Origin of the sequence: Methylobacterium sp. 174MFSha1.1 (assembly GCF_900116815.1) — a bacterium.
Lineage (GTDB): Bacteria > Pseudomonadota > Alphaproteobacteria > Rhizobiales > Beijerinckiaceae > Methylobacterium.
Genome location: NZ_FPCB01000021.1, coordinates 48,263 through 71,965, shown reverse-complemented (window position 1 = coordinate 71,965; position 23,703 = coordinate 48,263). Strand labels below are relative to the sequence as shown.

24 protein-coding genes are annotated in these 23,703 nt (G+C 71.5%); 19 read left to right on the top strand and 5 right to left on the bottom strand.

Annotation, left to right across the window (positions count from 1 at the left end):
* Window positions 1-141: 141 nt before the first annotated feature.
* The 3 genes from BM430_RS19060 (at window position 142) to BM430_RS19050 (ending at window position 2,805) form a co-directional block, all read left to right on the top strand.
* On the top strand, window positions 142-1,170 hold the full coding sequence (locus tag BM430_RS19060) for an SDR family oxidoreductase (RefSeq protein ID WP_093568828.1): 1,029 nt from the start codon (window positions 142-144) through the stop codon (window positions 1,168-1,170).
* Window positions 1,171-1,242: 72 nt separating this feature from the next.
* Window positions 1,243-2,106 carry an MBL fold metallo-hydrolase gene (locus tag BM430_RS19055; protein ID WP_093568827.1) on the top strand — a complete coding sequence of 288 codons (864 nt, stop codon included), beginning with the start codon at window positions 1,243-1,245 and terminating at the stop codon, window positions 2,104-2,106.
* A 105-nt stretch (window positions 2,107-2,211) separates the two neighbouring features.
* On the top strand, window positions 2,212-2,805 hold the full coding sequence (locus tag BM430_RS19050; RefSeq protein ID WP_093568826.1) for a P-loop NTPase family protein: 594 nt from the start codon (window positions 2,212-2,214) through the stop codon (window positions 2,803-2,805).
* 27 nt (window positions 2,806-2,832) lie between these two features.
* On the opposite strand, the gene BM430_RS19045 is transcribed toward BM430_RS19050, so the two are convergent.
* Window positions 2,833-3,813 carry a ferredoxin reductase domain-containing protein gene (locus tag BM430_RS19045; protein ID WP_093568825.1) on the bottom strand — a complete coding sequence of 327 codons (981 nt, stop codon included), beginning with the start codon at window positions 3,811-3,813 and terminating at the stop codon, window positions 2,833-2,835.
* Between the two features lie 60 nt (window positions 3,814-3,873).
* On the bottom strand, window positions 3,874-4,275 hold the full coding sequence (locus BM430_RS19040; protein ID WP_093568824.1) for a hypothetical protein: 402 nt from the start codon (window positions 4,273-4,275) through the stop codon (window positions 3,874-3,876).
* A gap of 220 nt (window positions 4,276-4,495) precedes the next feature.
* On the opposite strand from BM430_RS19040, the gene BM430_RS19035 reads away from it, so the two are divergent.
* The gene (locus BM430_RS19035; RefSeq protein WP_093568916.1) at window positions 4,496-4,876 is read left to right on the top strand and encodes a response regulator; all 381 of its coding nucleotides are present in this window, start codon (window positions 4,496-4,498) and stop codon (window positions 4,874-4,876) included.
* A gap of 24 nt (window positions 4,877-4,900) precedes the next feature.
* On the opposite strand, the gene ccmB is transcribed toward BM430_RS19035, so the two are convergent.
* Both ccmB and ccmA read right to left on the bottom strand, forming a co-directional pair.
* Window positions 4,901-5,569 carry a heme exporter protein CcmB gene (gene ccmB / locus BM430_RS19030; protein WP_093568823.1) on the bottom strand — a complete coding sequence of 223 codons (669 nt, stop codon included), beginning with the start codon at window positions 5,567-5,569 and terminating at the stop codon, window positions 4,901-4,903.
* On the bottom strand, window positions 5,569-6,228 hold the full coding sequence (gene ccmA, locus BM430_RS19025) for a heme ABC exporter ATP-binding protein CcmA (protein WP_093568822.1): 660 nt from the start codon (window positions 6,226-6,228) through the stop codon (window positions 5,569-5,571). Before ccmA ends, ccmB begins: the two co-directional genes overlap by 1 nt.
* Window positions 6,229-6,605: 377 nt before the next feature.
* Here ccmA and acnA point away from each other — a divergent pair, with 377 nt between their 5' ends.
* From acnA to BM430_RS18980, 9 genes are all read left to right on the top strand, one after another.
* Entirely contained in the window at window positions 6,606-9,305 is a 2,700-nt protein-coding gene (gene acnA / locus BM430_RS19020; RefSeq protein WP_093568821.1) for an aconitate hydratase AcnA, read from the top strand.
* A gap of 143 nt (window positions 9,306-9,448) precedes the next feature.
* Window positions 9,449-9,754: a hypothetical protein gene (locus BM430_RS19015; RefSeq protein WP_093568820.1), complete on the top strand. Its 306-nt coding sequence runs from the start codon at window positions 9,449-9,451 to the stop codon at window positions 9,752-9,754.
* Between the two features lie 108 nt (window positions 9,755-9,862).
* Window positions 9,863-10,537 carry a hypothetical protein gene (locus BM430_RS19010; RefSeq protein WP_093568819.1) on the top strand — a complete coding sequence of 225 codons (675 nt, stop codon included), beginning with the start codon at window positions 9,863-9,865 and terminating at the stop codon, window positions 10,535-10,537.
* A gap of 289 nt (window positions 10,538-10,826) precedes the next feature.
* Complete coding sequence (locus BM430_RS19005; RefSeq protein WP_093568818.1) at window positions 10,827-11,039, top strand: NepR family anti-sigma factor; 213 nt, start codon at window positions 10,827-10,829, stop codon at window positions 11,037-11,039.
* 160 nt (window positions 11,040-11,199) lie between these two features.
* Window positions 11,200-12,405, top strand: a complete 1,206-nt coding sequence (locus BM430_RS19000) for a dienelactone hydrolase family protein (RefSeq protein WP_093568817.1) — start codon at window positions 11,200-11,202, stop codon at window positions 12,403-12,405.
* Window positions 12,406-12,563: 158 nt separating this feature from the next.
* Window positions 12,564-13,169 (top strand): glutathione S-transferase family protein, encoded by a 606-nt coding sequence (locus tag BM430_RS18995; protein ID WP_093568816.1) that lies wholly within the window; start codon window positions 12,564-12,566, stop codon window positions 13,167-13,169.
* A gap of 139 nt (window positions 13,170-13,308) precedes the next feature.
* Window positions 13,309-13,515, top strand: a complete 207-nt coding sequence (locus tag BM430_RS18990; RefSeq protein WP_093568815.1) for a hypothetical protein — start codon at window positions 13,309-13,311, stop codon at window positions 13,513-13,515.
* Between the two features lie 108 nt (window positions 13,516-13,623).
* The gene (locus tag BM430_RS18985; protein WP_093568814.1) at window positions 13,624-14,412 is read left to right on the top strand and encodes an SDR family NAD(P)-dependent oxidoreductase; all 789 of its coding nucleotides are present in this window, start codon (window positions 13,624-13,626) and stop codon (window positions 14,410-14,412) included.
* A 240-nt stretch (window positions 14,413-14,652) separates the two neighbouring features.
* Window positions 14,653-15,540, top strand: coding sequence for a DUF3313 domain-containing protein (locus tag BM430_RS18980; RefSeq protein WP_093568813.1), 888 nt, complete (start codon window positions 14,653-14,655; stop codon window positions 15,538-15,540).
* Between the two features lie 221 nt (window positions 15,541-15,761).
* Here BM430_RS18980 and BM430_RS18975 read toward each other — a convergent pair whose 3' ends face one another.
* Complete coding sequence (locus tag BM430_RS18975) at window positions 15,762-16,949, bottom strand: amidinotransferase (RefSeq protein WP_093568812.1); 1,188 nt, start codon at window positions 16,947-16,949, stop codon at window positions 15,762-15,764.
* A gap of 309 nt (window positions 16,950-17,258) precedes the next feature.
* Here BM430_RS18975 and BM430_RS18970 point away from each other — a divergent pair, with 309 nt between their 5' ends.
* The 6 genes from BM430_RS18970 (at window position 17,259) to BM430_RS18945 (ending at window position 23,664) form a co-directional block, all read left to right on the top strand.
* On the top strand, window positions 17,259-18,344 hold the full coding sequence (locus BM430_RS18970; protein WP_093568811.1) for a lysylphosphatidylglycerol synthase domain-containing protein: 1,086 nt from the start codon (window positions 17,259-17,261) through the stop codon (window positions 18,342-18,344).
* A 4-nt stretch (window positions 18,345-18,348) separates the two neighbouring features.
* Window positions 18,349-19,005, top strand: a complete 657-nt coding sequence (locus BM430_RS18965) for a Tgt2/MlaC family protein (RefSeq protein ID WP_177303101.1) — start codon at window positions 18,349-18,351, stop codon at window positions 19,003-19,005.
* A gap of 136 nt (window positions 19,006-19,141) precedes the next feature.
* Window positions 19,142-20,326 (top strand): bacteriohopanetetrol glucosamine biosynthesis glycosyltransferase HpnI, encoded by a 1,185-nt coding sequence (gene hpnI / locus BM430_RS18960; RefSeq protein WP_093568810.1) that lies wholly within the window; start codon window positions 19,142-19,144, stop codon window positions 20,324-20,326.
* A 76-nt stretch (window positions 20,327-20,402) separates the two neighbouring features.
* Window positions 20,403-21,839: a hopanoid biosynthesis associated radical SAM protein HpnJ gene (gene hpnJ, locus BM430_RS18955; protein WP_093568914.1), complete on the top strand. Its 1,437-nt coding sequence runs from the start codon at window positions 20,403-20,405 to the stop codon at window positions 21,837-21,839.
* Window positions 21,840-21,950: 111 nt separating this feature from the next.
* Complete coding sequence (gene hpnK, locus BM430_RS18950; RefSeq protein WP_093568809.1) at window positions 21,951-22,811, top strand: hopanoid biosynthesis-associated protein HpnK; 861 nt, start codon at window positions 21,951-21,953, stop codon at window positions 22,809-22,811.
* Between the two features lie 67 nt (window positions 22,812-22,878).
* Window positions 22,879-23,664 (top strand): molybdate ABC transporter substrate-binding protein, encoded by a 786-nt coding sequence (locus tag BM430_RS18945; RefSeq protein WP_093568808.1) that lies wholly within the window; start codon window positions 22,879-22,881, stop codon window positions 23,662-23,664.
* The last annotated feature ends 39 nt before the right edge of the window (window positions 23,665-23,703 follow it).

The window sequence follows — 23,703 nt, the reverse complement described above, 5'->3', positions numbered from 1 at the left end:
TTCGGCCCTCGCCGTCATCCAGCGCCCCCGGACGGACCCGTCCGGGGGCGTTTCTCGTCGCGGTGCGTCACCGCCGCACCCGAACCTCCCGCCCGCCCACCGCATTGCCCGGCAGCTTCTTCAAGTCTTCGGGAGGTGCGCGTGGCGCGGGTGGCGGTGGTGACGGGCGGCACGGCGGGGATCGGTCTGGCGACCGCCCACGCCTTCGCCAGGGCGGGCTGGTCGGTCGGCATCGTCGCCCGCGACGAGGGACGGTTGCGCGACGCGGAGGCCGCGCTCCGCCGGCACGGCGGCGCAGTGTTGGGCGTCTCCGCCGACGTGGCCGACGTGGAGGCGGTGAACGACGCCGCCGACCGGTTCGAGGCCGAGCTCGGGCCGATCGACACCTGGGTCAACAACGCGATGTCGTCGATCGTGGCGCCGGTTCCCGAGATCGCCCCCGGGGAGTGGCGGCGGGTCACCGAGACCACCTATCTGAGCCAGGTCTGGGGCACGCTCGCGGCGCTCCGCCACATGCGGAGACGCAACCGCGGCACCATCGTCCAGGTGAGTTCGGGTCTGGGGCTCCGGTCGATGCCGCTGCAGGTGCCCTACTGCGCCGCCAAGCACGCGGTGACCGGCTTCACCGACGGCCTGCGCTCGGAGCTGCTGCACGAGCGGGTCGATATCGGCCTGACGGTGGTCTACCTGCCGGCGGTGAACACGCCGCAATTCGGCTGGGCCCGCACCCGCACGGGGGCCGAGCAGGACATCCCGGCCCCGGTCTTCGACCCCCGGCTCTGCGCCGACGCGATCCTGTTCGCCGCCAACAACCGGCGCCGTGACATCTGGGTCGGCCGCTCGACGGTGCAGATGGGGCTGATGCAGGTGGTGTCGCCGGCGCTCTCCGACCGGATGATGGCCGGCGGCTGGGACGCGCAGATCGGCGAGCCTGCGCCCGACAAGCCCGGCAACCTGTTTACGCCCGCCCCTGGTCCGGCGGCGATCGACGGAAAATTCTCCGACAAGACGACGCCGACCCGCAGCGAGTTCTTCACCGACCGCCAGCGCGACGTCCTCGTCGCCGGCCTCGCAGCGGCCTGCATCGGCGGCGCGGCGGCGCTCGCCCTCGGCGCGGGGGCGGCACGCCGCCTCGGTCGGCGCCGCCGCCTGCTGCCGCGGCTGTTCTGACGCGCGGCGTCGCCGCCGCGGCGGCGGCGCCCTATCTCGGAAATCTCCCCAAGGCTGCCCGATAGGTCTCGCGTGCCCGGTTACCTGCCCTTCGCGGGCGCCCTCAAGCTTCCGAGCTTCGTCTGCGACAATTGCGGCTTCTGGCAGCGCCACTTCGCGGCCCCGCCGAGCTGCCCGATGTGCCTCGACGCCCGCCACGTCGTGCCGCAGGACGGTTGGCGCTTTCGCGACGTCGCGGAGGCGCAAGCCTCGTTCCCGTGCCACTGGGAGGAGGTCGAGGCGGGGGTGTGGAAGTTCTGGAACGAGCCGGTCACCGGCATCGGGCCGAGCGCCTACCTGATCGTGACACCTGAGGGCAACATGGGCTTCGAGGGCTGCCCGGTCTTCAGCGAGGCGGCCCTCGACCACATCGAGCGCTTGGGCGGCATGAAGATCCTGTCGGCCTCGCATCCGCACAGCTACGGCGCGCTGCCCCAGCTCCAGGACCGCTTCGACCCCGAACTCTGCCTGCCGGCCGCCGACTTCACGTGGAGCGCGGCGCTCCAGGTCTCCTGGCCCTACGACGACGTGCTGGAGCCCCTGCCGGGCCTCGTCCTCCACCGCACCGCCGGCCATTTCGACGGCCACGCCGTGCTGCACGACACGACCCGCGGCATCGTGTTCTGCGGTGACGCACTGAAGTTCGAGCTGAACCCGGAGAATCCGCGCGAGGCGCTGACGATCTCGGCCCACAAGGCCTTCGTGCGTGGCGTGCCGCTGACCCCCGCCGAACTGACCCGCTACCGCGCGGTCTTCGCCGCGCTCGACTTCCACCAGACCTGGACGCCTTTCGAGCAGGCGGCCAATGTCGGGCGCGCCGAGGTGCTGTCCCTCATCGACGCGATGCTGGCCGGGCGCCCGCACGCCTATCCGGTGCCGGTCGCATCGCTGGCGTGAGGACGCGGGCAGCCCGTGTCTTCAACGATGCCGGGACCAGCGCCTTGCCGGTTCGAGTGGCATGCCCTTATGGCAAGCTGGTATCCGTAGACGCCGGGACTCGCGATGCCGAACACGATCGGTTTGCCCGAGGCTACTGTGCTGCTCCGCAGTGCAAAGCGCGTGCTTATCTTCGGCAGCTCCGGCGCCGGAAAGTCGACACTCTCTTCAACCCTTGGTCGTCAGCTCGACCTGCCGCATCTCTCCATGGACCGGGACTTCTACTGGCTGCCCGGCTGGGTGGCGCGGCCCCGCGAGGAGTACCGCGCCCTGATCGCCGCAGCGGTCGCGAGCGAACGCTGGATCATGGATGGCAGCTTTCCGTCGAGCCTGGACCTGCGCTTGCCCCGAACCGATCTCGCGATCTGGTTGCGTCTGCCGCGACTGACCTGCCTCGCCGGCGTGATTCGCCGCGGGATCGCGCATCGCGGCCGGACGAGGCCGGACATGGCGCCGGGTTGCCCGGAGCAACTGCCGGATCGAGAGTTCCTGAGCTACGTTTGGAACTTCGAGCGTGACACGGTTCCGGCCATCATCCGCGGCCTCGACGCTCACGGCCCGGACGTGCCGACGCTCGTGATCCGGTCGCGCGGCGAGGCCGACAAGCTTGTGGCAGCGGTTGCGTTCCAGCCGGCGTACCCGGATCACGCAGCGACGTGACCAGTCTCAAACACTCGGTTTGCAAGCTCACAGCCCGAACTGCGCGCCCGTATCGCCCGGGGTGACGAGGCTCCGGGCCCGGCTGCGCGAGGGCAGGAAGGGCAGGGCAGCGCAGGTGGCGCCGACGCTGTCGCAGAGCCGCTCGACCGCCCGCACGATGTCGGGCGGGCCGGCGACGTGAACGGTGTCGCTGCCGCGCAGGGTCGGCAGGTGGGCAGTGACGGGGCCGTGGCGCACGTCCGTCTGGCCGCGGCGGTCGCGGCTGGCCGCCAGGGTGAGCTGCTGCACGCCGGTGGTGCGCAGCCAATCGAGGCCGGGGCGCATGTAGAGGTCGTCGGCATCCGCTGCGCCGGCCACCACCACCATCTCGCGTCCGATCTCGAGGTGGCGCGCCGCCCGGGCGATGGCCCAGATCGGCGCGAAGCCGGTCTCGGCCGAGACCAGGATCAGGCGGCCGGGGCCGGGCCGGTAGGGCGTGCCGCCGGCCGGTCCCTTGATCCGCACGGCGTGGCCGGGATGCACCGCCTCGCCGAGGGCGGGGCCGAGCGCCCCGCGGTCGCGGCGCAGGTGGAAGACGAGTTCGTTGAGCTCGGTGTTGCCGTCGATGCGCTGGGTCGGGCAGTAGGGCCGGGCCGGCAGCCCCGCGAAGGCGACCTCCACGGCCTGGCCGGGGGCGACGTCGAGGCTGCGCGAGACCGTCACCACCACCTCCATCACCGCGCCCGAGAGCGGGGTGGCGGAGAGCAGCGTGCCGGCGCGCTTGGCGGTGCGCAGGACCGCGAGGGGCGAGGGGGCGGGTCCCGGCCGGGTCGCGGCGCCGTCGCCGAGGCGGGGCCGGGCGCGACTGGTGTTGCGCAGGCGCGGCAGAGCCTCTGGCAGCATGGAATCCTGGATCACGCCGTCGCGGCCGGCCGCGACCGTCCGGGGCAGGGCGGCGTCGAGGGGCGTGTCGCCGGTCGCCACACGGACGGGCTTGCCGTTGACGACGAGCGAGCAGCGGGGGCTCATGGCCGTCTCCGTGCGACTGATCTGGCTCTGGGGCGTGACGGGGGGAGGGGCCACGTCCGTCTAGCGCGGCGCGAACAGCAGGCGCTCGACCAGGGAGGCCCAGCGGTCGCGGTCGGCGCGCAGGTCCTCCTGCGTGTCCTCGTCCTGCGCCTGCTGGATCGACAAGGCCGCAACCTGGGCGCGCAGCTCCGCCGCAGCCTCGCGCTCGGAGCGCAGCACGGCCTTCATCACCTTGTTCTCGGCCTCGAGCTGGGCGACCAGATCGTCGATCTCCTCGATCTCCTCCTCGTCGGGCAGGGGCAGCCGGTAGGGCCGGGGGCCGAGCCAGCCCGGCGGGAGCAGCAGGCGGCGCACCAGATCGAAATCCGGGCCGGTCCGTCCCTTGAGATCCGGGCCGCTCCGCTCTTTCAGATCCGGGCCGCTCCGCTCCTGGCCCGAGATGCCCAATGCCGCCTCGCCCATCGCCGCCTCTCCGCGCCTCGTGCCGGCCGTCCGGACCGCACCCGTCCAGGTGCGCCGCCTCCGATCACGGCCAGGCTAACGATGCTGTCGTCATGGTTAAGGAGCGTTTAAGCGCGACCCTCGCATTCGCGCGATTGACCGAACGGAGCCGGCGACACACTCTCGCCCCGCGACCCGGAGCGGACGCTGATTCGCCCGCCCCGGAACCTTGGAGATCGCGATGCTGGACGGACGACGGGTGCTGATCGTCGAGGACGAGGCGCTCGTCGCCCTGGAGCTGACCGAGATCGTGACCGGCTCGAACGCCCACGCCGTCGGCCCGGCCCGCACCAACCGCGAGGCCCTGGCGCTGATCGACCTGGAGGAGATCGACGTCGCGATCCTCGACCTCAACCTCGCCGACGGCGAGGCGACGCCCACGGCCGAGTGCCTGATCGGCCGGGGCGTGCCGGTGCTGATCTGCACCGGCGGCGTGCTGCCGCGCGCGATGCGGCTGATGTGGCCGGACCTGCCGATGTTGCGAAAGCCCCTCAACCCCGACCGGCTGATCGAGGCCCTCGGCGCGCTCTGCGCCGAGCCGGTGGGCGGGGGACGGATGTAGGGCGCGCGCCGCGCGATCCGACCCCTACTCCCCCCACCGCAACGCCGCAGCCGCCGCCAGCGTCCCCACCACGCCCGCCGCGAGGCTGAGCGCCGCCAGGATCGCCAGCGGCGTGGCGAACGGCACCGTGCCGCCGAGCGCCGCATCCGTCGCGGAGACGCCGAAGATCAGGGTCGGCACCATCAGGGGCAGCACCACCACGGCGAGGATCAAGCCGCCGCGCCGGATCGAGGCGGTGAGCGCCGCCCCGACGGCGCCGATGAAGGTGAGCGCCGGGGTGCCGACGAGGAGCGTCAGGCTCGTCGCCGCCATGCCGGTCGGGCTGAGCGCGACGAGGAGCCCGAACAGAGGCGTGGCGAGCGCCAGCGGCAGGCCGGTGGTGAGCCAGTGCGCCGTGACCTTGGCGAGCACCAGGAGCTCCAGCGGCGCCGGCGCTCCCGAGAGGAGGTCGAGGGAGCCGTCCTCCTCGTCGGCCTGGAACAGCCGGTCGAGGCCGATCAGGGTCGCCAGCACCGCGGCGATCCACAGGATGCCGGGCCCGATCCGGGCGAGCAGGTTGAGGTCGGGCCCCAGGCCGAACGGCACCAGGGCGACGATCATCAGGAAGAACACCAGGGACAGGGCCCCCGAGCCGCCGATGCGGCCGGCGAGCCGCAGGTCGCGGGCGACCACGGCCAGGAAGGCGCGGCCCATCAGAATGCCTCCGCGAAGGGATCGGCCAAAGGATCGGCGACCTGCGCGGACCGGGCGGTGCGGAACGCCTCGACGGACAGGTCCCGGGCCGTCTCGAGCCCGAGCGCCTGGTGGGTGGCCGCGATGACGAGGCCGCCTCCCGCGAGATGCTCGCGCATCAGCCCGGCCAGCGCCGCTTGCGAGGCCACGTCGAGGGCGGCGGTCGGCTCGTCGAGGAGCCAGAGCGGCCGGCGGCAGACGAGGAGACGGGCGAGGGCCACCCGCCGGCGCTGTCCCGCCGAGAGATAGGCCACCGGCAGGCCCGCCGCGTGGGCGAGGCCGAGGCGGGCGAGCGCCGCGCGGGCCCCGAGATCGGCGTCGCCGAGGAGGTCGCGGGCGAAGGCGAGGTTCTCCTCCGCGGTCAGCGCCCCCTTCAGCCCGTCGCGGTGGCCGACGACGTGGAGGCATTCGGGGATCGTGCGCTCGCCGACCTCCTCGGCGACGAGGCGCCCGGCCTCCGGCCGCAGCCGCCCGGCGAGGATCGCGAGCAGCGACGACTTGCCGGTGCCGTTGCGGCCGGTGACGGTCAGCGCTTCACCGGCCTCCAGGGTGAAGGAGAGCCCGGAGAAGATCCGGCGTCCGGAGCGCCGGCAGGCGAGGTCCTCGGCGATCAGGCGCAAGGGCGGGGATCCAAGGGCAGGGGGCTCCGCGAGGGCGGGGGGATCGTCCGCGTTTACGCTATGGCTGCTCCGGCGAGAATGCGTGAATCCGCGGCCACCAGACCCGTAGCGGCCAGTTTCGAAGTGTTCTATACGCATCCCCGGCTGCGCCGCGCGACCTTCAGAGGCGTCCAAACCGTCCTTCGCGCATCCCAGTCCGGGCACCCCCGGGGCGGCGCGCGCACCGTCCGATTCTTGGCCGCGAGGCGAGGGCGGGCGGCACACGGGTCTTCCCTGCGTCAGCCAGGGTCGAACCCGCAGCGCATCCGGCCGAACACTTCTGAGTGGCGCAGGTCCTGCCTGTGCCGTGTTCGACAACCCCTCGCGAGGACCACGCCGTGGCATCGATCGACAGCTTCAAGGCCCGCCAGACCATCCAGGCCGGCGCGAAGACCTACACCCTCTATTCCATTCCCGAGGCCGAGAAGAACGGCCTGCCGGATGCGAGCCGGCTGCCCTTCTCGATGAAGGTGCTGCTCGAGAACCTGCTCCGCTACGAGGACGACCGCTCGGTCAAGAAGGCCGACATCGAGGCCGTGGTCGGCTGGCTGGAGAACCGCGGCAAGACCGAGGTCGAGATCGCCTTCCGTCCCGCCCGCGTGCTGATGCAGGACTTCACCGGCGTGCCGGCGGTGGTCGATCTCGCGGCGATGCGCGACGCCATGGTGGCGCTCGGCGGCGACCCGCAGAAGATCAACCCGCTCGTCCCGGTCGACCTCGTCATCGACCACTCGGTCATCGTCGACGAGTTCGGCACCCCGAAGGCGCTGGCCGACAACGTCGCGCTCGAATACGAGCGCAACGGCGAGCGCTACACCTTCCTGAAGTGGGGCCAGTCGGCCTTCGACAACTTCTCGGTCGTGCCCCCGGGCACCGGCATCTGCCACCAGGTCAACCTCGAGTACCTGTCGCAGACCGTCTGGACCAAGCCCTTCGAGGGCCACGAGGTCGCCTACCCGGATTCGCTCGTCGGCACCGACTCGCACACCACGATGGTCAACGGCCTGGCCGTCCTCGGCTGGGGCGTCGGCGGCATCGAGGCCGAGGCTGCGATGCTCGGCCAGCCCTTGTCGATGCTGATCCCCGAGGTCGTCGGCTTCAAGCTGTCGGGCAAGCTGCCCGAGGGCACCACCGCCACCGACCTCGTGCTCACCGTCACCCAGATGCTGCGCAAGAAGGGCGTGGTCGGCAAGTTCGTGGAGTTCTACGGCCCGGGCCTCGACGACATGTCGGTCGCCGACCGCGCCACGATCTCCAACATGGCGCCCGAATACGGCGCGACCTGCGGCTTCTTCCCCGTCGACCAGAAGACCATCGACTTCCTGAAGGTCACCGGCCGCGCCGACGACCGCATCGCCCTCGTCGAGGCCTATGCCAAGGCGCAGGGCATGTGGCGCGACGGAGAGACCCCGGACCCGGTCTTCACCGACACGCTCGAGCTCGACATGGGCGACGTGAAGCCCTCGCTCGCCGGCCCGAAGCGTCCCCAGGACCGGGTGCTCCTCGATGGCGCGAAGCCCGGCTTCGCCCAGTCGATGGAGACCGAGTTCAAGAAGGCCGCCGACATCGCGAAGCGCTATCCCGTAGAGGGCGCCAACTTCGACATCGGCCACGGCGACGTGGTGATCGCCGCGATCACGAGCTGCACCAACACCTCGAACCCGAGCGTGATGATCGGCGCCGGCCTGCTGGCCCGCAACGCCGTCGCCAAGGGCCTGCGCTCGAAGCCGTGGGTGAAGACCTCGCTCGCCCCCGGCTCGCAGGTGGTGGCGGAGTACCTCGACAAGGCCGGCCTGCAGCCGAGCCTCGATGCGCTCGGCTTCAACCTCGTCGGCTTCGGCTGCACCACCTGCATCGGCAATTCGGGCCCGCTGCCGGCGGCGATCTCGAAGTCGATCAACGACAACGACGTCGTGGCCGCCGCGGTGCTCTCGGGCAACCGCAACTTCGAGGGCCGGGTGAACCCCGACGTGCGGGCGAACTACCTCGCCTCGCCGCCGCTCGTCGTCGCCTACGCGCTCGCCGGCTCGATGCAGATCGACATCACCACCGAGCCCCTCGGCACCGGCTCGGACGGCAAGCCGGTCTACCTGAAGGACATCTGGCCCTCGACCGCCGAGGTGCAGGAGTTCATCGAGGCCAACATCACCTCGACCCTGTTCAAGTCGCGCTACGCCGACGTGTTCGGCGGTGACCAGAACTGGAAGGACGTCGAGGTCACCGAGGCCGAGACCTTCGCGTGGAACGGCGGCTCGACCTACGTCCAGAACCCGCCCTACTTCGTCGGGATGGAGAAGACCCCGAAGCCGGTGGAGGACGTGGTCAATGCCCGCATCCTTGGCCTGTTCCTCGACTCGATCACCACCGACCACATCTCGCCGGCCGGCAACATCCGGGCGGCGTCCCCGGCGGGCGCCTACCTGCAGGAGCACCAGGTCCGCGTCCAGGACTTCAACCAGTACGGCACCCGTCGCGGCAACCACGAAGTCATGATGCGGGGCACCTTCGCCAACATCCGCATCAAGAACCAGATGGTGAAGGACGAGTCCGGCTCCGTGGTCGAGGGCGGCTACACCCTCTACCAGCCGTCGGGCGAGCGGATGTTCATCTACGACGCGGCGATGCGCTACGAGCGGGAGGGCACCCCGCTGGTGGTGTTCGCCGGCAAGGAGTACGGCACCGGCTCGTCGCGCGACTGGGCGGCGAAGGGCACCAAGCTGCTCGGCGTGCGCGCCGTGATCGCCGAGAGCTTCGAGCGCATCCACCGCTCGAACCTCGTCGGCATGGGCGTGGTGCCGCTGGTGTTCCAGGGCGACACCTCCTGGGCCTCGCTCGGCCTGAAGGGCGACGAGACCGTGACGATCGAGGGCCTGGCCGGCGAGCTGAAGCCGCGCCAGACGCTCACTGCCAAGATCACCTCGGCCGACGGCTCGGTGAAGGAGGTCCCGCTGACCTGCCGCATCGATACGCTCGACGAGCTCGAGTACTTCCGCAACGGCGGCATCCTTCCCTACGTCCTGCGCCAGCTCGCCGCGTAAGGATTGGTCCTCTCCCCTCGGATGAATCCGGAGGGAGAGGTTCAAAGGACCCGGGAGCCCGTGACAGGCTCCTGGGCAACCGCCACATGACGGGGGCCTTTTCCGGCGGGAAAGGCCCCCGTCCCATTCTCGGGAGAGCCGCGATGAGCCCGGACGACAAGATCAACGGCCTGACCACGCTCTCGGCCCGCCACGGCGAGATGATCGCCCGGCTCTCCGAGGCGCAATCGGACGTCGCCGCCAAGCAGGTGGCCTTGCAGATGGCGGTGCGCTTCGTCGCCGGCATCCTGCGCGGCGTCGATTCCGACCATTACCGGCACCAGCTCGGCGGCTTCCTCGCCATGCTGGAGGACGCCCTGACCCGCGAGGACCCGGATTCCGATCTCGCCCGGCGGGTGCTCGACACCGTCAAGGCGACCCTGGAGCCAGAGGAGGAGGAGGACGCGTGAGGCGGCCTCTCGCGATCACTTGTGCGCGAGACGATGGCCGGCACCGGGGTGGCGGACCATAACAGCCGGGGCTCCTCCGATCCTGGAGCTCGAGTCCCCGGAGCTTTCATGACCATCCTCAGGACGATCGCAGCCGCCGGCCTGACCCTCGCGGCAAGCGCCGCCGCCCTGGCCGCGCCGCAGGTCGAGCGCCTGCGCGGCACGATCGAGCGCGTCGAGGCGGACGCCGTCACCATCCGCACCCGCGCCGGCGCGACCGAGACGATCCGCCTCGGCGCCGGAACCCGGGTGTCGCAGCTGGCGCCGGCGAGCCTCGACCAGGTCAAGGACGGCAGCTTCATCGGCACCGCCGCCAAGGCCGGCGACAAGCCCGGCGATCCGCCGGTCGCCTTCGAAGTGCTGATCTTCCCCGAGGCCCTGCGCGGCGCCGGCGAGGGCCACTACCCCTGGGACCGCCTGCCGGACGGCGCCGGCAGCGGACAGGTCGAGACCAGCATGACCAACGGCACCGTCAAGGCGCCGGAGGTGGAGACCAGCATGACCAACGGCACCGTCGCGGGTGGCACCAGCGTCGGCGGCGGCCGCACCATCACGGTCTCGTACAAGGGCCAGAGCCTGGCCGTCGCGGTACCGCCGGGGACCCCGGTGGTGATGCTGGAGCCGGCCGACCGGGCGGTGCTGGTGCCGGGCGCCAAGGTCTTCGCCTCGGCCGTGCGCGACGGCGACCGGTTCGAGGCGCGCAGCATCTCGGTCGGCAAGGACGGGCTGACGCCGCCGATGTAGAACGGGACCGGTCCTCGATCACGGCCATGGTTAACGTGGATTAACCCACGCGAATCACGAGGAGAACGGGTGCAGCCCCGGGCGGAAACGCCCGGGGCTGCACCCGTTCCGTGTGCGTGCCCGAAAATCGGGCGCAACTGCCCTCCAGGAAGTGCGTTGTCCAGGGCAAGCCGGTGATCCGGCGCCGGAAATCAACCTCAAGTCGTCGAGCCGCCCGGCGCCGGTCAGCGCCGCAGATCCCACCCCTTTTTCCTGACGGAGCCGGGACTCCCGTTCCCGTAATCGCGCCATGAAGATGATTCCGAGCAATCACGCCGCGAGCTTCGGCCAGTCGCACCCGACCGCGTCGTCGCTGGCCGACGCGTTGCTGCTCGCCAAGCTCGGGCACGACTTGCGGTCGATGTACACCGACGTGACCGACGAGCCGGTGCCGCAGGAACTCGATACCCTGATCGGCCGGCTGCACGCCGTGCTCGGCGACGAGCCGGAGGGGCGGGGCTAGATTCGGCCCGAATTCCGGCCTGGACTCCCGCGGATTGGAGCGTGACTGTACCGCGGAAGCGACAAGCTCCAGAACCGTGACGCCCCCGCAAGATCACGCCTTGAGTGCGGGCGCGAAACAGTGTGGGGTGCGCCTCCCGAGCCGTCAGCCCCCCAGCCTCATGCCATCGCTCTCCCGCACCCGCCTTGCCCTTCCGCTCGCCCTCGCCCTCGCGGCGTTCGGGGCTGCGCCCGGCGCGGGGGCCGCCACGCCGCCCGCCCAGCCGAAGGAGGGGCCGGGAGGCCAGGCCTACGCCGCCGCGAGCGTGGTGAAGCGGGCCCTCGGCCGGGCCGGCGCGGTGACGCTCGCCTATTACGGCAACGGCGCGGCGCCGGCGCAGGGGCGGCCGGTGGCGGTGATGCTGCACGCCTGGGGCGCGGTGAACCCGCAGGCCTACGGCGCCTGGATCGAGCATCTGGCGCGCTCGGGCTACCTCGTGCTGTTCCCGCGCTTCCAGGAGGTGGGCCGCACGCGGCCGGTGGATGCGAGCGGCCTCGCCGCGACCCTGGTCAAGGACGCGCTCGCCGAACTCGCCGGCGACCAGGAGGCCAAGCCCGATACGAGCCGGGTGGCCCTGATCGGCCATCTCGCCGGCGTGCCGCTGGCGGCGAACCTCGCGGCCCATGCCAAGGAAACCGGCCTGCCGGTGCCGCGGCTGATCTTCGGGGCGATGCCGGGCGGCATCGCCCGGGACGACAAGGCCCGGGGCATCGCGCTCCACGACCTCAACGCCATCGATCCCGCCACGCTGATCGTCACGGTGATCGGCGACCGGGACGCCCGCGCCGCCGACATCGCCGCGCGGCGGGTGATGCGGGAGGCGAGCGCCGTGCCGGTCGACCACAAGTTGATGGTCCGCGCCCTCTCCGACGACCACGGCTTCCCGGCGCTCTCGGCGACCCTCGCCGCGCCGGCCGGCGGCAACGCGGCCTACGATGTCGGCCAGCTGAAGCTGCCGACCCCCGACCCGAAGCAGAAGCCGGCCCCGTTCAAGTGGTCGGCCGACATGACCCTCACCGGCGAGCAGACCGTCCTGGTCGGCCAGATCAACGCCGCCGGCACCGACAGCCTCGACTATCTCGCCTTCTGGAAGACCTTCGACATGGCGGCGGCCGCCGCGTTCTCGGGCCAGAACGCCGCGAGCCTGAAGAGCAACCCGCGCTTCATCGACATGGAGCGCTGGAGCGACGGCTGGCCGGTGCGCCGCCTCAGCCTCGAAACCCCGCGCCCGCCGGCTCCGGCGAAGCCCGCGGCGGCCGGTGCCGCGCCCCCGGCCCCGGCCGCGCAGAAGCCCGCCGCGAAGCCGGCGGCCGGGCGGGGGCAGTGAGCAGAGTCTCTCGATGCGGGACTCGTCGAAACCCTTCTCCATTCCTCCTCGCCATTCCGGGCTCCGCTGCGCGGCCCCGGAATGACGAGGAGGGTTCCGTTTGCATTGTGCGAGCCGGAACAAGGCTTGTTGAAAATCAAGAAACAGGAGGAAGTCCCATGAAGCTCTTCTACGCCAAGACCTCGCCCTTCGTCCGCAAGGTGCTGGTCGTCGCCCACGAACTCGGATTGTTCGAGCGCCTGGAGCTGCTGCCGGCGGCTGCCCATCCGATCAACCGCGATCCCAATATCCGGGCGCAGAACCCGCTGGCGCAGGTGCCGACCCTGATCCTCGACGACGGCACGGCGCTCGCCGACAGCCGGGTGATCTGCGAATACCTCGACCATCTCGGGCAGGGCGGCTTCTTCCCGGCCCCGGGCCCGGCGCGCTGGGCGGCGCTCACCGCGCAATCGACCGGCGACGGCCTGCTCGATGCGGCCCTGCTCTGCGTCTACGAGACCCGGGTGCGCCAGGAGAACGAGCGCTCGCCGGCCTGGGTCGGCGGCCAGCGGGAGAAGATCGTCGACGCGCTGGCGCGGATCGAGGCGGCGGCGCCCAGCCTCGGCGAGCGGGTCGACATCGCCGGCATCACGTATGGCTGCGCGCTGGGCTACCTCGACCTGCGGCTGCCCGATCTCGGCTGGCGCGAGCGCGCCCCGGCGGCGGCGGCGTGGTACGCGGGCTTCGGCGAACGCCCGTCGATGCAGGCGACACGGCCGGAATGAGGAAGGCTCTGGCGCGGCTCTTGCTCCCTCTCGGGGCAGGCCGGCCTCGGGCAAGCTTGCCCGGGTCTCATGGTCGCGCCGCGTTCCGCCGGCCGGCGGGATGACGCGGCGGCTTCCTCGTCCGTGGGGTCTCTCGCTCATGAACGACTTCGTCGCACTTCTCCTCGCCGCCCTGACCTTCTGCCTCGGCTACTGGGCCGCCGGCCTCGTCGTCCGCTTCGCCGTGCGGCACGAACTGGGCCACGTCCACCTGGGCGAGGGAAGCCTGGCCCAGCTCTGCCTCGCCCTGGCGGTCGCGGTCGCGGCCTGGCGCGTCACCAGGAGGGCCGGCCCCGCCGGCGCGTGACTCCGGGCGTCCGTCATCCATGCGGGCGGCGTCTGGCCGCCCTGCTTCCTCGCCCGTTGCGCGGCGCGGGCCTTTTGCGAGTCTCCGTCGAGGACGGAGGCTCGGGCCATGTCGACACGCCTGCTGAAGAAGACCGCGATCGTGTTCGGGGCGGGCTCCGCCGGCGCCGGCTGGGGCAACGGCAAGGCGGTGGCGGTCGCCTTCGCCCGGGAGGGTGCCCGGGTGATCTGCGTCGATCGCGGCCTCGCCGCCGCCGAGGAGACGGCGCAGCTCATCGCCGAGGAGGGCAACGAGGCCGTGGCGCTCTGCGCCGACGTCACCGATTACGACGCGGTGGCGGGGGCGGTGGCGCTCGGCGAGGGCCGCTTCGGCCGCATCGACATCCTGCACAACAATGTCGGCCTGCCGGAGGCCGGCGGCCCGGAGGACCTCGACGAGGAGACCTGGCGGCGGGCGATCGAGGTCAATGTCGGCGGCGTCTGGCGCACCTGCAAGGCGGTGCTGCCGGGGATGCGGGCCCGGCGCTCGGGCGCGGTGGTCAACATCTCGTCGGTCGCCTCCCGGCGCTGGACCGGCACCCCGGCCTTCGCCTACGCGGCCGCCAAGGCGGCGGTGAACCAGGCGACGGTGTCGGTGGCGATGCAGTATGCCCGCGACGGCATCCGGGCGAACGCGATCCTGCCGGGCCTCCTCGACACGACGCTGGCCGACGAGTGCCGGGGCGCCGGCACCCCGGAATCCGGCCGCGACCGCCGGGTGCCCCTCGGCCGCCTCGGCGAGGCCTGGGACATCGCCCACGCGGCGGTGTTCCTCGCCTCCGACGAGGCCCGCTTCATCACCGGCGTGTGCCTGCCGGTCGATGGCGGCCAGAGCTGCAGCATGGCGGCGCTCGCCTGACCGGTCCCGGTAGGGGCCTGCCCCACGGAAACAATGTGGCCGACGTGTTACAGCCGGGCCCGAAGCGCGCGTTCCGGCCAAGCTCGGCTTCCCCGATCTCGCGGCGAAGGTTAGGCTCAAAGGCATAACGGCGCGGCGAGTCCGGACGGGCCCGCCCTTGCGCCGCCGGGAGCCGGCCTTTCGGGAAGCCTCGTCGGGCTCCCGCGGGTGCGGCTTCGCGCGATCCGGGAAAGCGACCGAATGCGGACGACCATCAAGGCTGCCTTGAACGCGCGGGTGGCCCGCCGCGTCGCGGCCGTGACGACCCTGGCGCTGCTCGCGGGCTGCGCCACGCCGGTGCTGACCCAGACCGGCCTGCTGACCCGCTACGACCACCTGACCCCGAGCGAGGCGACCGCCACCAAGTCGCGGATCTTCATCGACAAGGCGGCGATGGCCCGGGTGCGGACGGTGCGCATCATCCCCACCGTGTTCTCCGCCGCCGTCTCCGGACCGGGCGTGACCGAGCAGGAGCGCCGGGTCGTCGCCAACGCCGCCGACCGGGCGCTCTGCTACGAGCTGTCGCTGCGCTACGACGTGGTCTCCTCCGGCCCGGCCGACTTGACCGTGCGGGCCAACGTCACCCGCGCCGGCCTCACCAACGTGCCGGCCTCCGGCGTCGCGGTCGGCGCCTCGGCGGCGATCACGATCGCCGCGCAGGTCGGCGTCGGCTTCGCCGACACGATCGGCAAGGTGCCGGTGCCGCGCCTGCCGATCGGACTCGGCGACCTCACGGTGGAGGCCGAGGCCCTCGACGCCCGCCGCCAGCAGCGCGCCGCGATGGTGTGGGCCGGGGGCGCCAACTCCTTCACCAACCAGGCCCGCTTCTCGCCGATCGCCGACATCTACGACCTCGCCGGCGATTTCGGCCAGGATTTCGGCTCGTACCTCACCACCGGCGTGGACCCGTTCGAGTCCGAGCTCACCATCCCGACCTACGAGCGCATCCGCGTGACGGTGCTCGGCGAGATGCCCCGCGATCCCGACTGCCAGGCCTTCGGCCGTGCGCCCGGAATCGACGGCATCGTCGGCGATTCGTTCGGCCTGCCGCCGGACTGGACCGACAAGGGGCCGACGGCCGGGCGGTAACCACCCGTCTGATACGATTTCCGGAAGATTCCTTCCGGGAACCGTATCGCGAGCCCGCGCGGCGTCTGAGCGAAGCCGATTTCCGCGTTGCGAAGCAATCAGTCGGAAATCGTATGAACCCACGCAGCAGACGAAAAGGCCCGCCACGGGAGTGGCGGGCCTTTTCGGGTTTGAAACCATTGGGCATCCGGCCCGCCCGAGGCGAGCCGGCTTCCCTTGGACTAGAAGTACGACTTCAGCACGCCCCGCCGGCGCACGTCGAGCGTGGCGCAGTGGAACGAGCCGCCGAACGGGCCGTAGGACAGGAACGGCGTCGGGATCGGGTCGAAGCCCCAATCCTTGAGCGCCTTGATCAGCGTCGGCTGGCTCGCGTCGACCACGATCTTCTTCTCGTCGATGGCGAGCACGTTGATCGAGGTCCAGGGCGAGCACATCGAGATCTTGCTCATGAAGCCCTCGACGGGGTCGGGGCGGGGCGCGATCAGCACGTCCCACTTCTTGAGCACCGCCGGCAGCTTCTCGACGTCGATGTAGTCGGGGTTGACCAGCACCTTGCCGGGGGCGAGCGGCATGAACGACGAGTCGATGTGCATCGGCTGCGGGCAGCGGCTCTCGATCTCGTGGATGCGGAAGCCCGGGCCGAGGTGGCGGCGCAGCCACTCGATGCCCATCAGGTTCGTCACGTTCGAGCGGGTGACGAACAGGTCGCGGCCGCAGCGCACGAAGTCGGCCGCGTCGAAGACCGGCTCGAACTCGTTCACCGTGAACTGCATCGGCTCGCCGGCCTTCAGGTTCGGCACCCGATAGTCGTAGTTGTAGAGCTCGTCGGTGAGCTGGGGCCGCGGCGCCGAGGTCCAGCGCGCGCCGGCCCGGAAATACTCCTTGAACAGCGAGCGGTAGGCGTCGCCCTCGAAGTAGCGCGAGCGCCAGCACATCGGGCTCTCGATGATCTCGTCGCCGATCACCAGGTACGGGTCGCGCGGGCAGGCGACGCAGAAGCCGCGCGACGACCAGCGCGGAGCCTTGAACTTCTTCGAGAAGTCGACCGAGTCGGGGCGGCGGATCTTCACGCCCTCGCCGGCCAGGATCTTGATGAAGCCGTCCAGCTCCTGCTGGGCGAGCTTCTTCATGAAGCCGGGGTACTTCCAGCCCGAGGCGAGCCGGTAGAACGGCTGGGCCGCCCGCGGCAGGTTGAAGATCACCGTCAGGTGGTGGGTCGGGATCGTGGCGCCGTCGAGCGAGCCGACGATCACCTCCTCCAGCGGATCCCACTCGTTCCAGGCCATCACCGGCGATTGCGGCGCCGGCGCCCGGCCGGGCGCGTCGCCCCCGAAGGCCGTCAGGTCATGGGTGCTCGCGTCGTCGAGCGCGCCGCCGCGCTCGGCCTCGAAGGTCGTCTCCCGATCCATGCTGGTCATCCCTTGGCGGCCGTCACGAGCGGCCTTCTTTCGCGATTCAGACCCCCGCCGGCCGAATCGGGGCGGGGAGGACGATGCGCCGTAATCTAGGCTTGCGGCATTGCTTGGGCGGCGGTGCTTTGGGCCGGCCCGCAGCACCGGTGGTGGATGCCGGTTTCGCCGGCACTGTGTCCGGGCGGTGATAGACAGCGCCCATCAAAGCTGCAACGTGCCGGGATGCAACGGCGCTGCTTTGTTTCGACTCCGTTGCCGGAATGGCGCGCCCTCTAGGGCCGCTGCCGCTGCGACAGAAAGAGGGTCATGAAGCGACTGACGACACTGGGCCTGATCGCCGGCCTCTGCACCGTGATCGGCCTGTTCGTCTCCTCGGGGCCGGAGGCGGTCGCGGCGGCCCTGTGGGCGTCCGGCTGGGGTGCCGTGCTGGTCGTGGTGGCGCGCTTCGTCGCCGTCGCCTGGGCGGGCCTCGGCTGGTGGGTGGTGTTCCCCCGCGGCGAGAGGCCGCTGCTGCGGGCCTGCGTCAGCGTGCGCTTCGTGCGCGAGGGCATCAACACGCTCCTGCCCGTGGCGCAGGTCGGCGGCGACCTGATCGGCGCCCGGCTGCTGACGCGCGAGCGGGTGTCCGGCGCCCTGTCGGGTGCCTCCACCCTCGTCGACCTGATGGTCCAGGCGCTGACGCAGTTCCTGTTCACGCTGGCCGGCCTCGGCATCCTGGTCGCGCTCGGCGGCGACGGGCCGATCGTGCACTACGTGGGCTTGGGCCTCGTGGTGGCGGCGCCGGCCCTCGTGGCCTTCTACCTGGTGCAGCGCCGCTTCGGGCAGAGCCTGCTCCAGGCGGCGATCAACCGCTTCGCCGGCGGGCGCGAGTGGCGCATCTTCGGCGCCGTCGACGTGATGTTCGAGCGCCTGCGCGGCCTCTACGCGGCCCGCGGCCGCATTCTCACCGCCATCGGCACGCATCTGTTCGGCTGGATCATCGGCACCTTCGAGGTCTGGATCGCGCTCCGCTTCATGGGCTACGAGGTCGGCTTCCTCGAGGCGATCGTGATCGAGAGCCTGGCGCAAGCCGTGCGCGGCGCAGCCTTCGCGGTGCCGGGCGCGCTCGGGGCGCAGGAGGGCGGCCTGATCGCGCTCTGCGCCGTGTTCGGCATCCCGGCCGAGGCGGCTCTGGCCCTGTCGCTGATCAAGCGCTTGGCCGACCTCGCCGTCGGGCTGCCGAGCCTGATGCTCTGGCACGCCATGGAGAACGAGGCCGATCCGGGCCGTCCGGCGGCCGGGATTGGCGCGGCCCTGCGGGCCTGGGTGCGCCCGCGCGACGCCCAGCTGCGTCAGGCGCCGATGCCTGCTTACGGCTACGCCGCGGCGCCCGCCGACGGCAAAGGAGAGTGACCTGGTGCAGACCCGACGCGAGACCCTGCGCAGCCTGACGATCGCCGGCCTCCTCACGGCCGCGCTGCCGGCCCTGGCCCAGACTCCCGCCGCTGCCCCCGCGGCCGCGGAGGGCGATCCGGCGGTCGCGACCGTGCGGCGGATGACCGACGCCCTCGAGGCCGCGCTCAAGGCCGGCGACGTGCGCGCCCGGGCCGAGACCCTGGCGGGCCCGATGAAGGAGGCGTTCGACCTGCCGGCGATGCTGCGCCTCGGCGTTGGCACCCGCTGGAAGGACATCCCGGCCGACAAGCAGCAGGCGCTCGTCGCCGCCTTCGAGGCCTACCTGCCGGCGACCTACGCCACGCGGCTCGGCGCCGCGGCGGGCAGCCAGTTCGCCATCGATCCGAAGAGCGAGCCGCGCGGCAACGGCCACATCGTCCACGTCACTGTGACCGACGGCAGCGGCGACACCTCGCCGGTCGACTACGTGCTGAACGCCGAGAACCGGATCACCGACGTCTACCTCCAGGGCACGGTGAGCGAGGCCGGCACCCTGCGCACCGGCTTCTCCGAACCGCTGCAGGAGGGCGGGGCCGACGGCCTGCTCGCCCATCTGCGCAAGTCCACCGAGACGATGCTGGCGGCGCCGGCACCGGCGGCTAAGTCGCCCGCCAAGTAGCCCGCCAGGTGGTCCGCCGGCCCGTGACGGCCGGCGGTCACGAAGTGCTTACCCTCCGCCCGCACCCTCAACCCACAACACAGCCCGCCGCGCGCCCCCCGCGCGGCCAACTCCTCCCAGGGATCGCCGCCACGCCATGGAATGGACCTGGATCTCCGCCCTCCTGCTCGTCCTGGCGCTCGCCGGATGCGTGTACGGCCTGACGACCGCCTGGCTCGCCGGGCGCCTCGCCAGGCAGCCGGTGCCGCGCCTCGCGCCCGATGCGCCCCGCCCCTCCGTGACCCTGCTCAAGCCGCTCTGCGGCGACGAGCCGAACCTGCACCACAACCTCACCACCTTCTGCGCCCAGGCCTATGCGGGCGCGGTGCAAGTGGTGTTCGGGGTGCAGAACGCGGCCGATCCGGCGATCGCCGTGGTGCACCGGCTCCAGGCCGAGCACCCCGGCTTGCGCATCGACCTGGTGATCGATGCCCGCCAGCACGGTGCGAACCGCAAGGTCTCGAACCTGATCAACATGGCGGGGCTGATCGCCCACGACGTCGTGGTGCTGGCCGACAGCGACATGGTGGTGGCGCCCGACTATCTCGAGCGCATCGTCGCGGAGCTCGCCCGCCCCGGCGTCTCCGGCGTCACCTGCCTCTATCACGGCGTGCCGGCGAATGGCGGCGTCTGGGCGCATCTCTCGGCGCTCGCCATCGACACGCAGTTCCTGCCCAACGTCCTGATGGGCACGGGTCTCGGGCTCGCCGATCCGTGCTTCGGCTCCACCATCGCCTTCCGCACCGAGATGCTGAGCCAGATCGGCGGCTTCGAGGCGATCCGCGACGACCTCGCCGACGACTACACCCTCGGGGCGGCGCTCCGCGCCCAGGGCGGCATCGTGGCGATCCCGAACTTCACCATCGGGCATACCTGCGTCGACACCTCGCTTTCCGGCCTGTGGCGCCACGAGACCCGGTGGAACCGCACCATCCGCAACGTCGATCCGGTCGGCTACGCCGGCACGCTCGTCACCCACGCCTTCCCGCTGGCACTGATCGCGGCGCTCCTGCCGGATGCCGGCGTCTACACGCTCGCCACCGCGGCGCTCGCGCTCGCCTGCCGGATCGTCCTGTGCATGCGGGTGGAGCGGGCCTTCGGCCTCGAGCCGCATCCCTACTGGCTGCTGCCGATCCGCGACCTCCTGTCCTTCGCCGGCTTCGCCTGGTGCTTCATGTCCGGCGCCGTGACTTGGAAAGGTCATGATTATCGGGTCGTTGCGGACGGTACGCTGATCCCGGAATCCGGCCTCGCCCGCGAGTCCGGCGCTCCCTCGACTTAAAAGACCTCATCGGGCCGCCCGGCGGCCTCACCGGCCGTGACCACGGCTTCCTGCTCAAGAGACGATCCCCCCGATGATGCGGACCCTCTTCCTCCAGGCCCCCACCTTCGACGGCTTCGACGGCGGCGCCGGCTCGCGCTACCAGGCCAAGCGCGAGATCAAGTCGTTCTGGTACCCGACCTGGCTCGCCCAGCCGGCGGCGCTCGTGCCGAACTCCAAGCTGATCGACGCGCCGCCGCACGACATCAAGCTGCCGGAGATCGTGGCCCAGGCCAACGACTTCGACCTCGTGGTGCTGCATACCTCGGTGCCGTCGTTCAAGTCGGACGTGAAGACGATCGAGGCTTTGAAGGCGGCGAACCCGAAGCTGATCGCCGGCCTGATCGGCGCCAAGGTGGCGGTGGACGCCGCCGGCGCCATGGCCCAGGCCCCGGCGGTCGACTTCTGCGCCCGCAACGAGTTCGACTTCACCGTCAAGGAGGTCGCCGACGGCGTGCCGATGGCGGAGATCAAGGGTCTCTCCTATCGCGACGCCGACGGTGTCGTGGTCCACAACCCGGACCGCGAGATCATGACCGACATGGACCAGCTGCCGTTCGTGACCTCGGTCTACAAGCGCGACCTTGAGATGGAGAAGTACTTCATCGGCTACCTGAAGCACCCCTACATCTCGTTCTATTCGGGCCGGGGCTGCAAGTCGCGCTGCACCTTCTGCCTGTGGCCGCAGACGGTCGGCGGCCACACCTACCGCACCCGCTCGGTCGCGCACGTGATCGAGGAGATCAAGTACTGCCTGAAGGAGTTCCCGCAGACCAAGGAGTTCTTCTTCGACGACGACACCTTCACCGATAACCTGCCGCGCGCGGAAGAGATCGCCCGCGAGCTCGGCAAGCTCGGCGTGACCTGGTCTTGCAACGCGAAGGCCAACGTGCCGCGCGAGACCCTGAAGGTGCTCAAGGAGAACGGCCTGCGCCTGCTGCTGGTCGGCTACGAGTCCGGCAACCAGCAGATCCTGCACAACATCAAGAAGGGCATGCGGGTCGAGGTCGCGGAGAAGTTCACCCAGGATTGCCACGATCTCGGCATCGCGATCCACGGCACCTTCATCCTCGGCCTGCCGGGCGAGACCAAGGAGACGATCCAGGAGACGATCGCCTTCGCCAAGCGGATCAACCCGCACACCATCCAGGTCTCGCTCGCCGCGCCCTATCCGGGCACCTTCCTGTACAAGCAGGCGGTGGAGAACGGCTGGCTCGACAAGGACAACGCCGAGCTGGTCGACGAGAACGGCGTGCAGATCGCCCCGCTGCACTACCCCCACCTGTCCCACACCGAGATCTTCAACTCGGTGGAAGAGTTCTACAAGAAGTTCTACTTCCGCGCCCCGAAGATCGCCTCGATCGTCAGCGAGATGGTGCGGTCGCCCGACATGATGAAGCGCCGCCTGCGCGAGGGCGTCGAGTTCTGGCACTTCCTGCGCGAGCGCCAGGGCGTCGCCAAGAAGGCGGCGTGAAGCAGGGTGGCGTGAGTTTTCACGCCTGACGAACCCGCTTGGAGCGGGCGCGAGCCTCCCCGTCCGGCCGGACGGGGAGGCTCTTTCGCATCGCGAGACATCAAGCCGACCATGACCACGCCCGTGCCCCGCAAGTGCCTCGTCGTCACCTCGGACGATTTCGGCCTGTCGCCCCAGGTCAACGCGGCGGTGGAGCAGGCCCATCGCCACGGCATCCTCACCGCCGCGAGCCTGATGGTGTCGGCGCCCGGCGCCGCCGACGCGCTGGTGCGGGCGCAGGCGATGCCGTCCCTGCGGGTCGGCCTGCACCTCGTGATGGTCGAGGCCTGGCCGACCCTGCCGGCGGCGGACCTGCCCGACCTCACCGACGGCGCCGGGCTGATGCGGGCCGACCAGGCGCGGCTCGGGCTCGACCTGGCGCTGAAGCCCCGCGCCCGCCGCCAGCTCGAGTCCGAGATCCGGGCGCAGTTCGAGGCCTTCCGGGCGACGGGGCTGCCCCTCGACCACGTCAACGCGCACAAGCACTTCCACATCCACCCGATCATCGCCGGCCTGGTGCTGCGGGTCGGGCGCGAATTCGGGATGCGGGCGATCCGGGTGCCGCACGAGCCGCGCGACACCTTGCGCCGCGCCGAGCCCGGCGCGCGCCCTGGCCTCGCCCTCGACACCGCGCCGTGGTCGGCACTGCTGCGCGCCCGGGCGCGGCGCGCCGGGCTCCTGGTTCCGGACCGCGTGCTCGGCCTCGCCTGGTCGGGGGCGATGACGCCCGCCCGGGTCCAGGCCCTGCTGGGCCGGCTGCCGAACGGGCTGACCGAGCTCTACCTGCATCCCGCCACCGACGGCGGCTTTGCGGGCGAGGCACCGGGCTACGCCTACGCCGAGGAACTCGCCGCCCTGGTGGCGCCCGCGAGCCGGGCGGCGCTGACGGCGTCGGGCGCCGTCGCCGGCGGCTTCTCGGATTTCGCTCGCTGACCGGCGACCGGCCGGCTACCGTAGGGGAGGGGCCGGGCACGCGGCTTGTTATCCGGGAGCCTCCTGCATGCGCCGCGTCACGATCCCGACCCGATCCCTGTGCCGCCTCGGCGCCGTCTGCCTCGTCCTCGCCCTGGTCGTTCCCGCGCGGGCGGCCGAGATCACGCTCCTGACCACAGGCGCCTACAAGCCCGTCGCAGCGGCCCTGGTGCCGGATTTCGAGCGGCGCACCGGCCACACGGTCACGATCCGCAACGACACCGCCGGCGCGGTGGCGCAGGCGATCCGCGACGGCGCGCGGCCCGATCTCGTGGTGCTGACGCCTAGCGGCTTCGAGGCGCTGATCCGGGAGCAGCGCCTCGCCGGCGGGCCGCCGGCGCCGCTCGCGAAGGTCGGCATCGGCGTCGCGGTCCGCGACGGCGCGCCGCTCCCCGACATCGCCACGCTGCCGGGCTTTCGCGAGGCGCTCTTGCGGGCGCGGGCCGTCGCGATGGTCGATCCGGCCTCCGGCGGATCGAGCGGGATCTACCTCGCGCAGCTCTTCGCGCGCCTCGGCATCGCCGACGCCATGAAGGGCAAGCTCGTCCTCGTGCACGGGGGGCTGGCGGCCGCGCGCCTCGTCACGGGGGAGGCCGACCTCGCGCTCCAGCAGACGAGCGAGCTCATGGCGGTCGCGGGCGCCCGCCTCGTCGGGCCGATCCCCGCGGAAGTGCAGAACGACACCGTCTATGCCGGGATGGTCCCCGCGGGGGCGGCGGAGGGAGAGGCCGCGTCCGCGCTCCTGCGCGACCTCGCCGGCCCGCAGGCCGCCCCGGTCCTGGCGGAGAAGGGCATGGTGCCGCCGGGCCCGTGACCTGTCCGGGCTGAGACGAAGGGCGCGGCTCTTGCCGCG

Coding starts and splice junctions, on each gene's coding strand:
- BM430_RS19050 (WP_093568826.1), top strand. CDS start 2,212: ATGCCGAACACGATCGGTTTGCCCGAGGCTACTGTGCTGCTCCGCAGT.
- BM430_RS19045 (WP_093568825.1), bottom strand. CDS start 3,813: ATGAGCCCCCGCTGCTCGCTCGTCGTCAACGGCAAGCCCGTCCGTGTG.
- BM430_RS19040 (WP_093568824.1), bottom strand. CDS start 4,275: ATGGGCGAGGCGGCATTGGGCATCTCGGGCCAGGAGCGGAGCGGCCCG.
- BM430_RS19035 (WP_093568916.1), top strand. CDS start 4,496: ATGCTGGACGGACGACGGGTGCTGATCGTCGAGGACGAGGCGCTCGTC.
- ccmB (WP_093568823.1), bottom strand. CDS start 5,569: ATGGGCCGCGCCTTCCTGGCCGTGGTCGCCCGCGACCTGCGGCTCGCC.
- BM430_RS19015 (WP_093568820.1), top strand. CDS start 9,449: ATGAGCCCGGACGACAAGATCAACGGCCTGACCACGCTCTCGGCCCGC.
- BM430_RS19010 (WP_093568819.1), top strand. CDS start 9,863: ATGACCATCCTCAGGACGATCGCAGCCGCCGGCCTGACCCTCGCGGCA.
- BM430_RS19005 (WP_093568818.1), top strand. CDS start 10,827: ATGAAGATGATTCCGAGCAATCACGCCGCGAGCTTCGGCCAGTCGCAC.
- BM430_RS19000 (WP_093568817.1), top strand. CDS start 11,200: ATGCCATCGCTCTCCCGCACCCGCCTTGCCCTTCCGCTCGCCCTCGCC.
- BM430_RS18995 (WP_093568816.1), top strand. CDS start 12,564: ATGAAGCTCTTCTACGCCAAGACCTCGCCCTTCGTCCGCAAGGTGCTG.
- BM430_RS18990 (WP_093568815.1), top strand. CDS start 13,309: ATGAACGACTTCGTCGCACTTCTCCTCGCCGCCCTGACCTTCTGCCTC.
- BM430_RS18985 (WP_093568814.1), top strand. CDS start 13,624: ATGTCGACACGCCTGCTGAAGAAGACCGCGATCGTGTTCGGGGCGGGC.
- BM430_RS18980 (WP_093568813.1), top strand. CDS start 14,653: ATGCGGACGACCATCAAGGCTGCCTTGAACGCGCGGGTGGCCCGCCGC.
- BM430_RS18975 (WP_093568812.1), bottom strand. CDS start 16,949: ATGGATCGGGAGACGACCTTCGAGGCCGAGCGCGGCGGCGCGCTCGAC.
- BM430_RS18970 (WP_093568811.1), top strand. CDS start 17,259: ATGAAGCGACTGACGACACTGGGCCTGATCGCCGGCCTCTGCACCGTG.
- hpnI (WP_093568810.1), top strand. CDS start 19,142: ATGGAATGGACCTGGATCTCCGCCCTCCTGCTCGTCCTGGCGCTCGCC.
- hpnJ (WP_093568914.1), top strand. CDS start 20,403: ATGCGGACCCTCTTCCTCCAGGCCCCCACCTTCGACGGCTTCGACGGC.
- hpnK (WP_093568809.1), top strand. CDS start 21,951: ATGACCACGCCCGTGCCCCGCAAGTGCCTCGTCGTCACCTCGGACGAT.
- BM430_RS18945 (WP_093568808.1), top strand. CDS start 22,879: ATGCGCCGCGTCACGATCCCGACCCGATCCCTGTGCCGCCTCGGCGCC.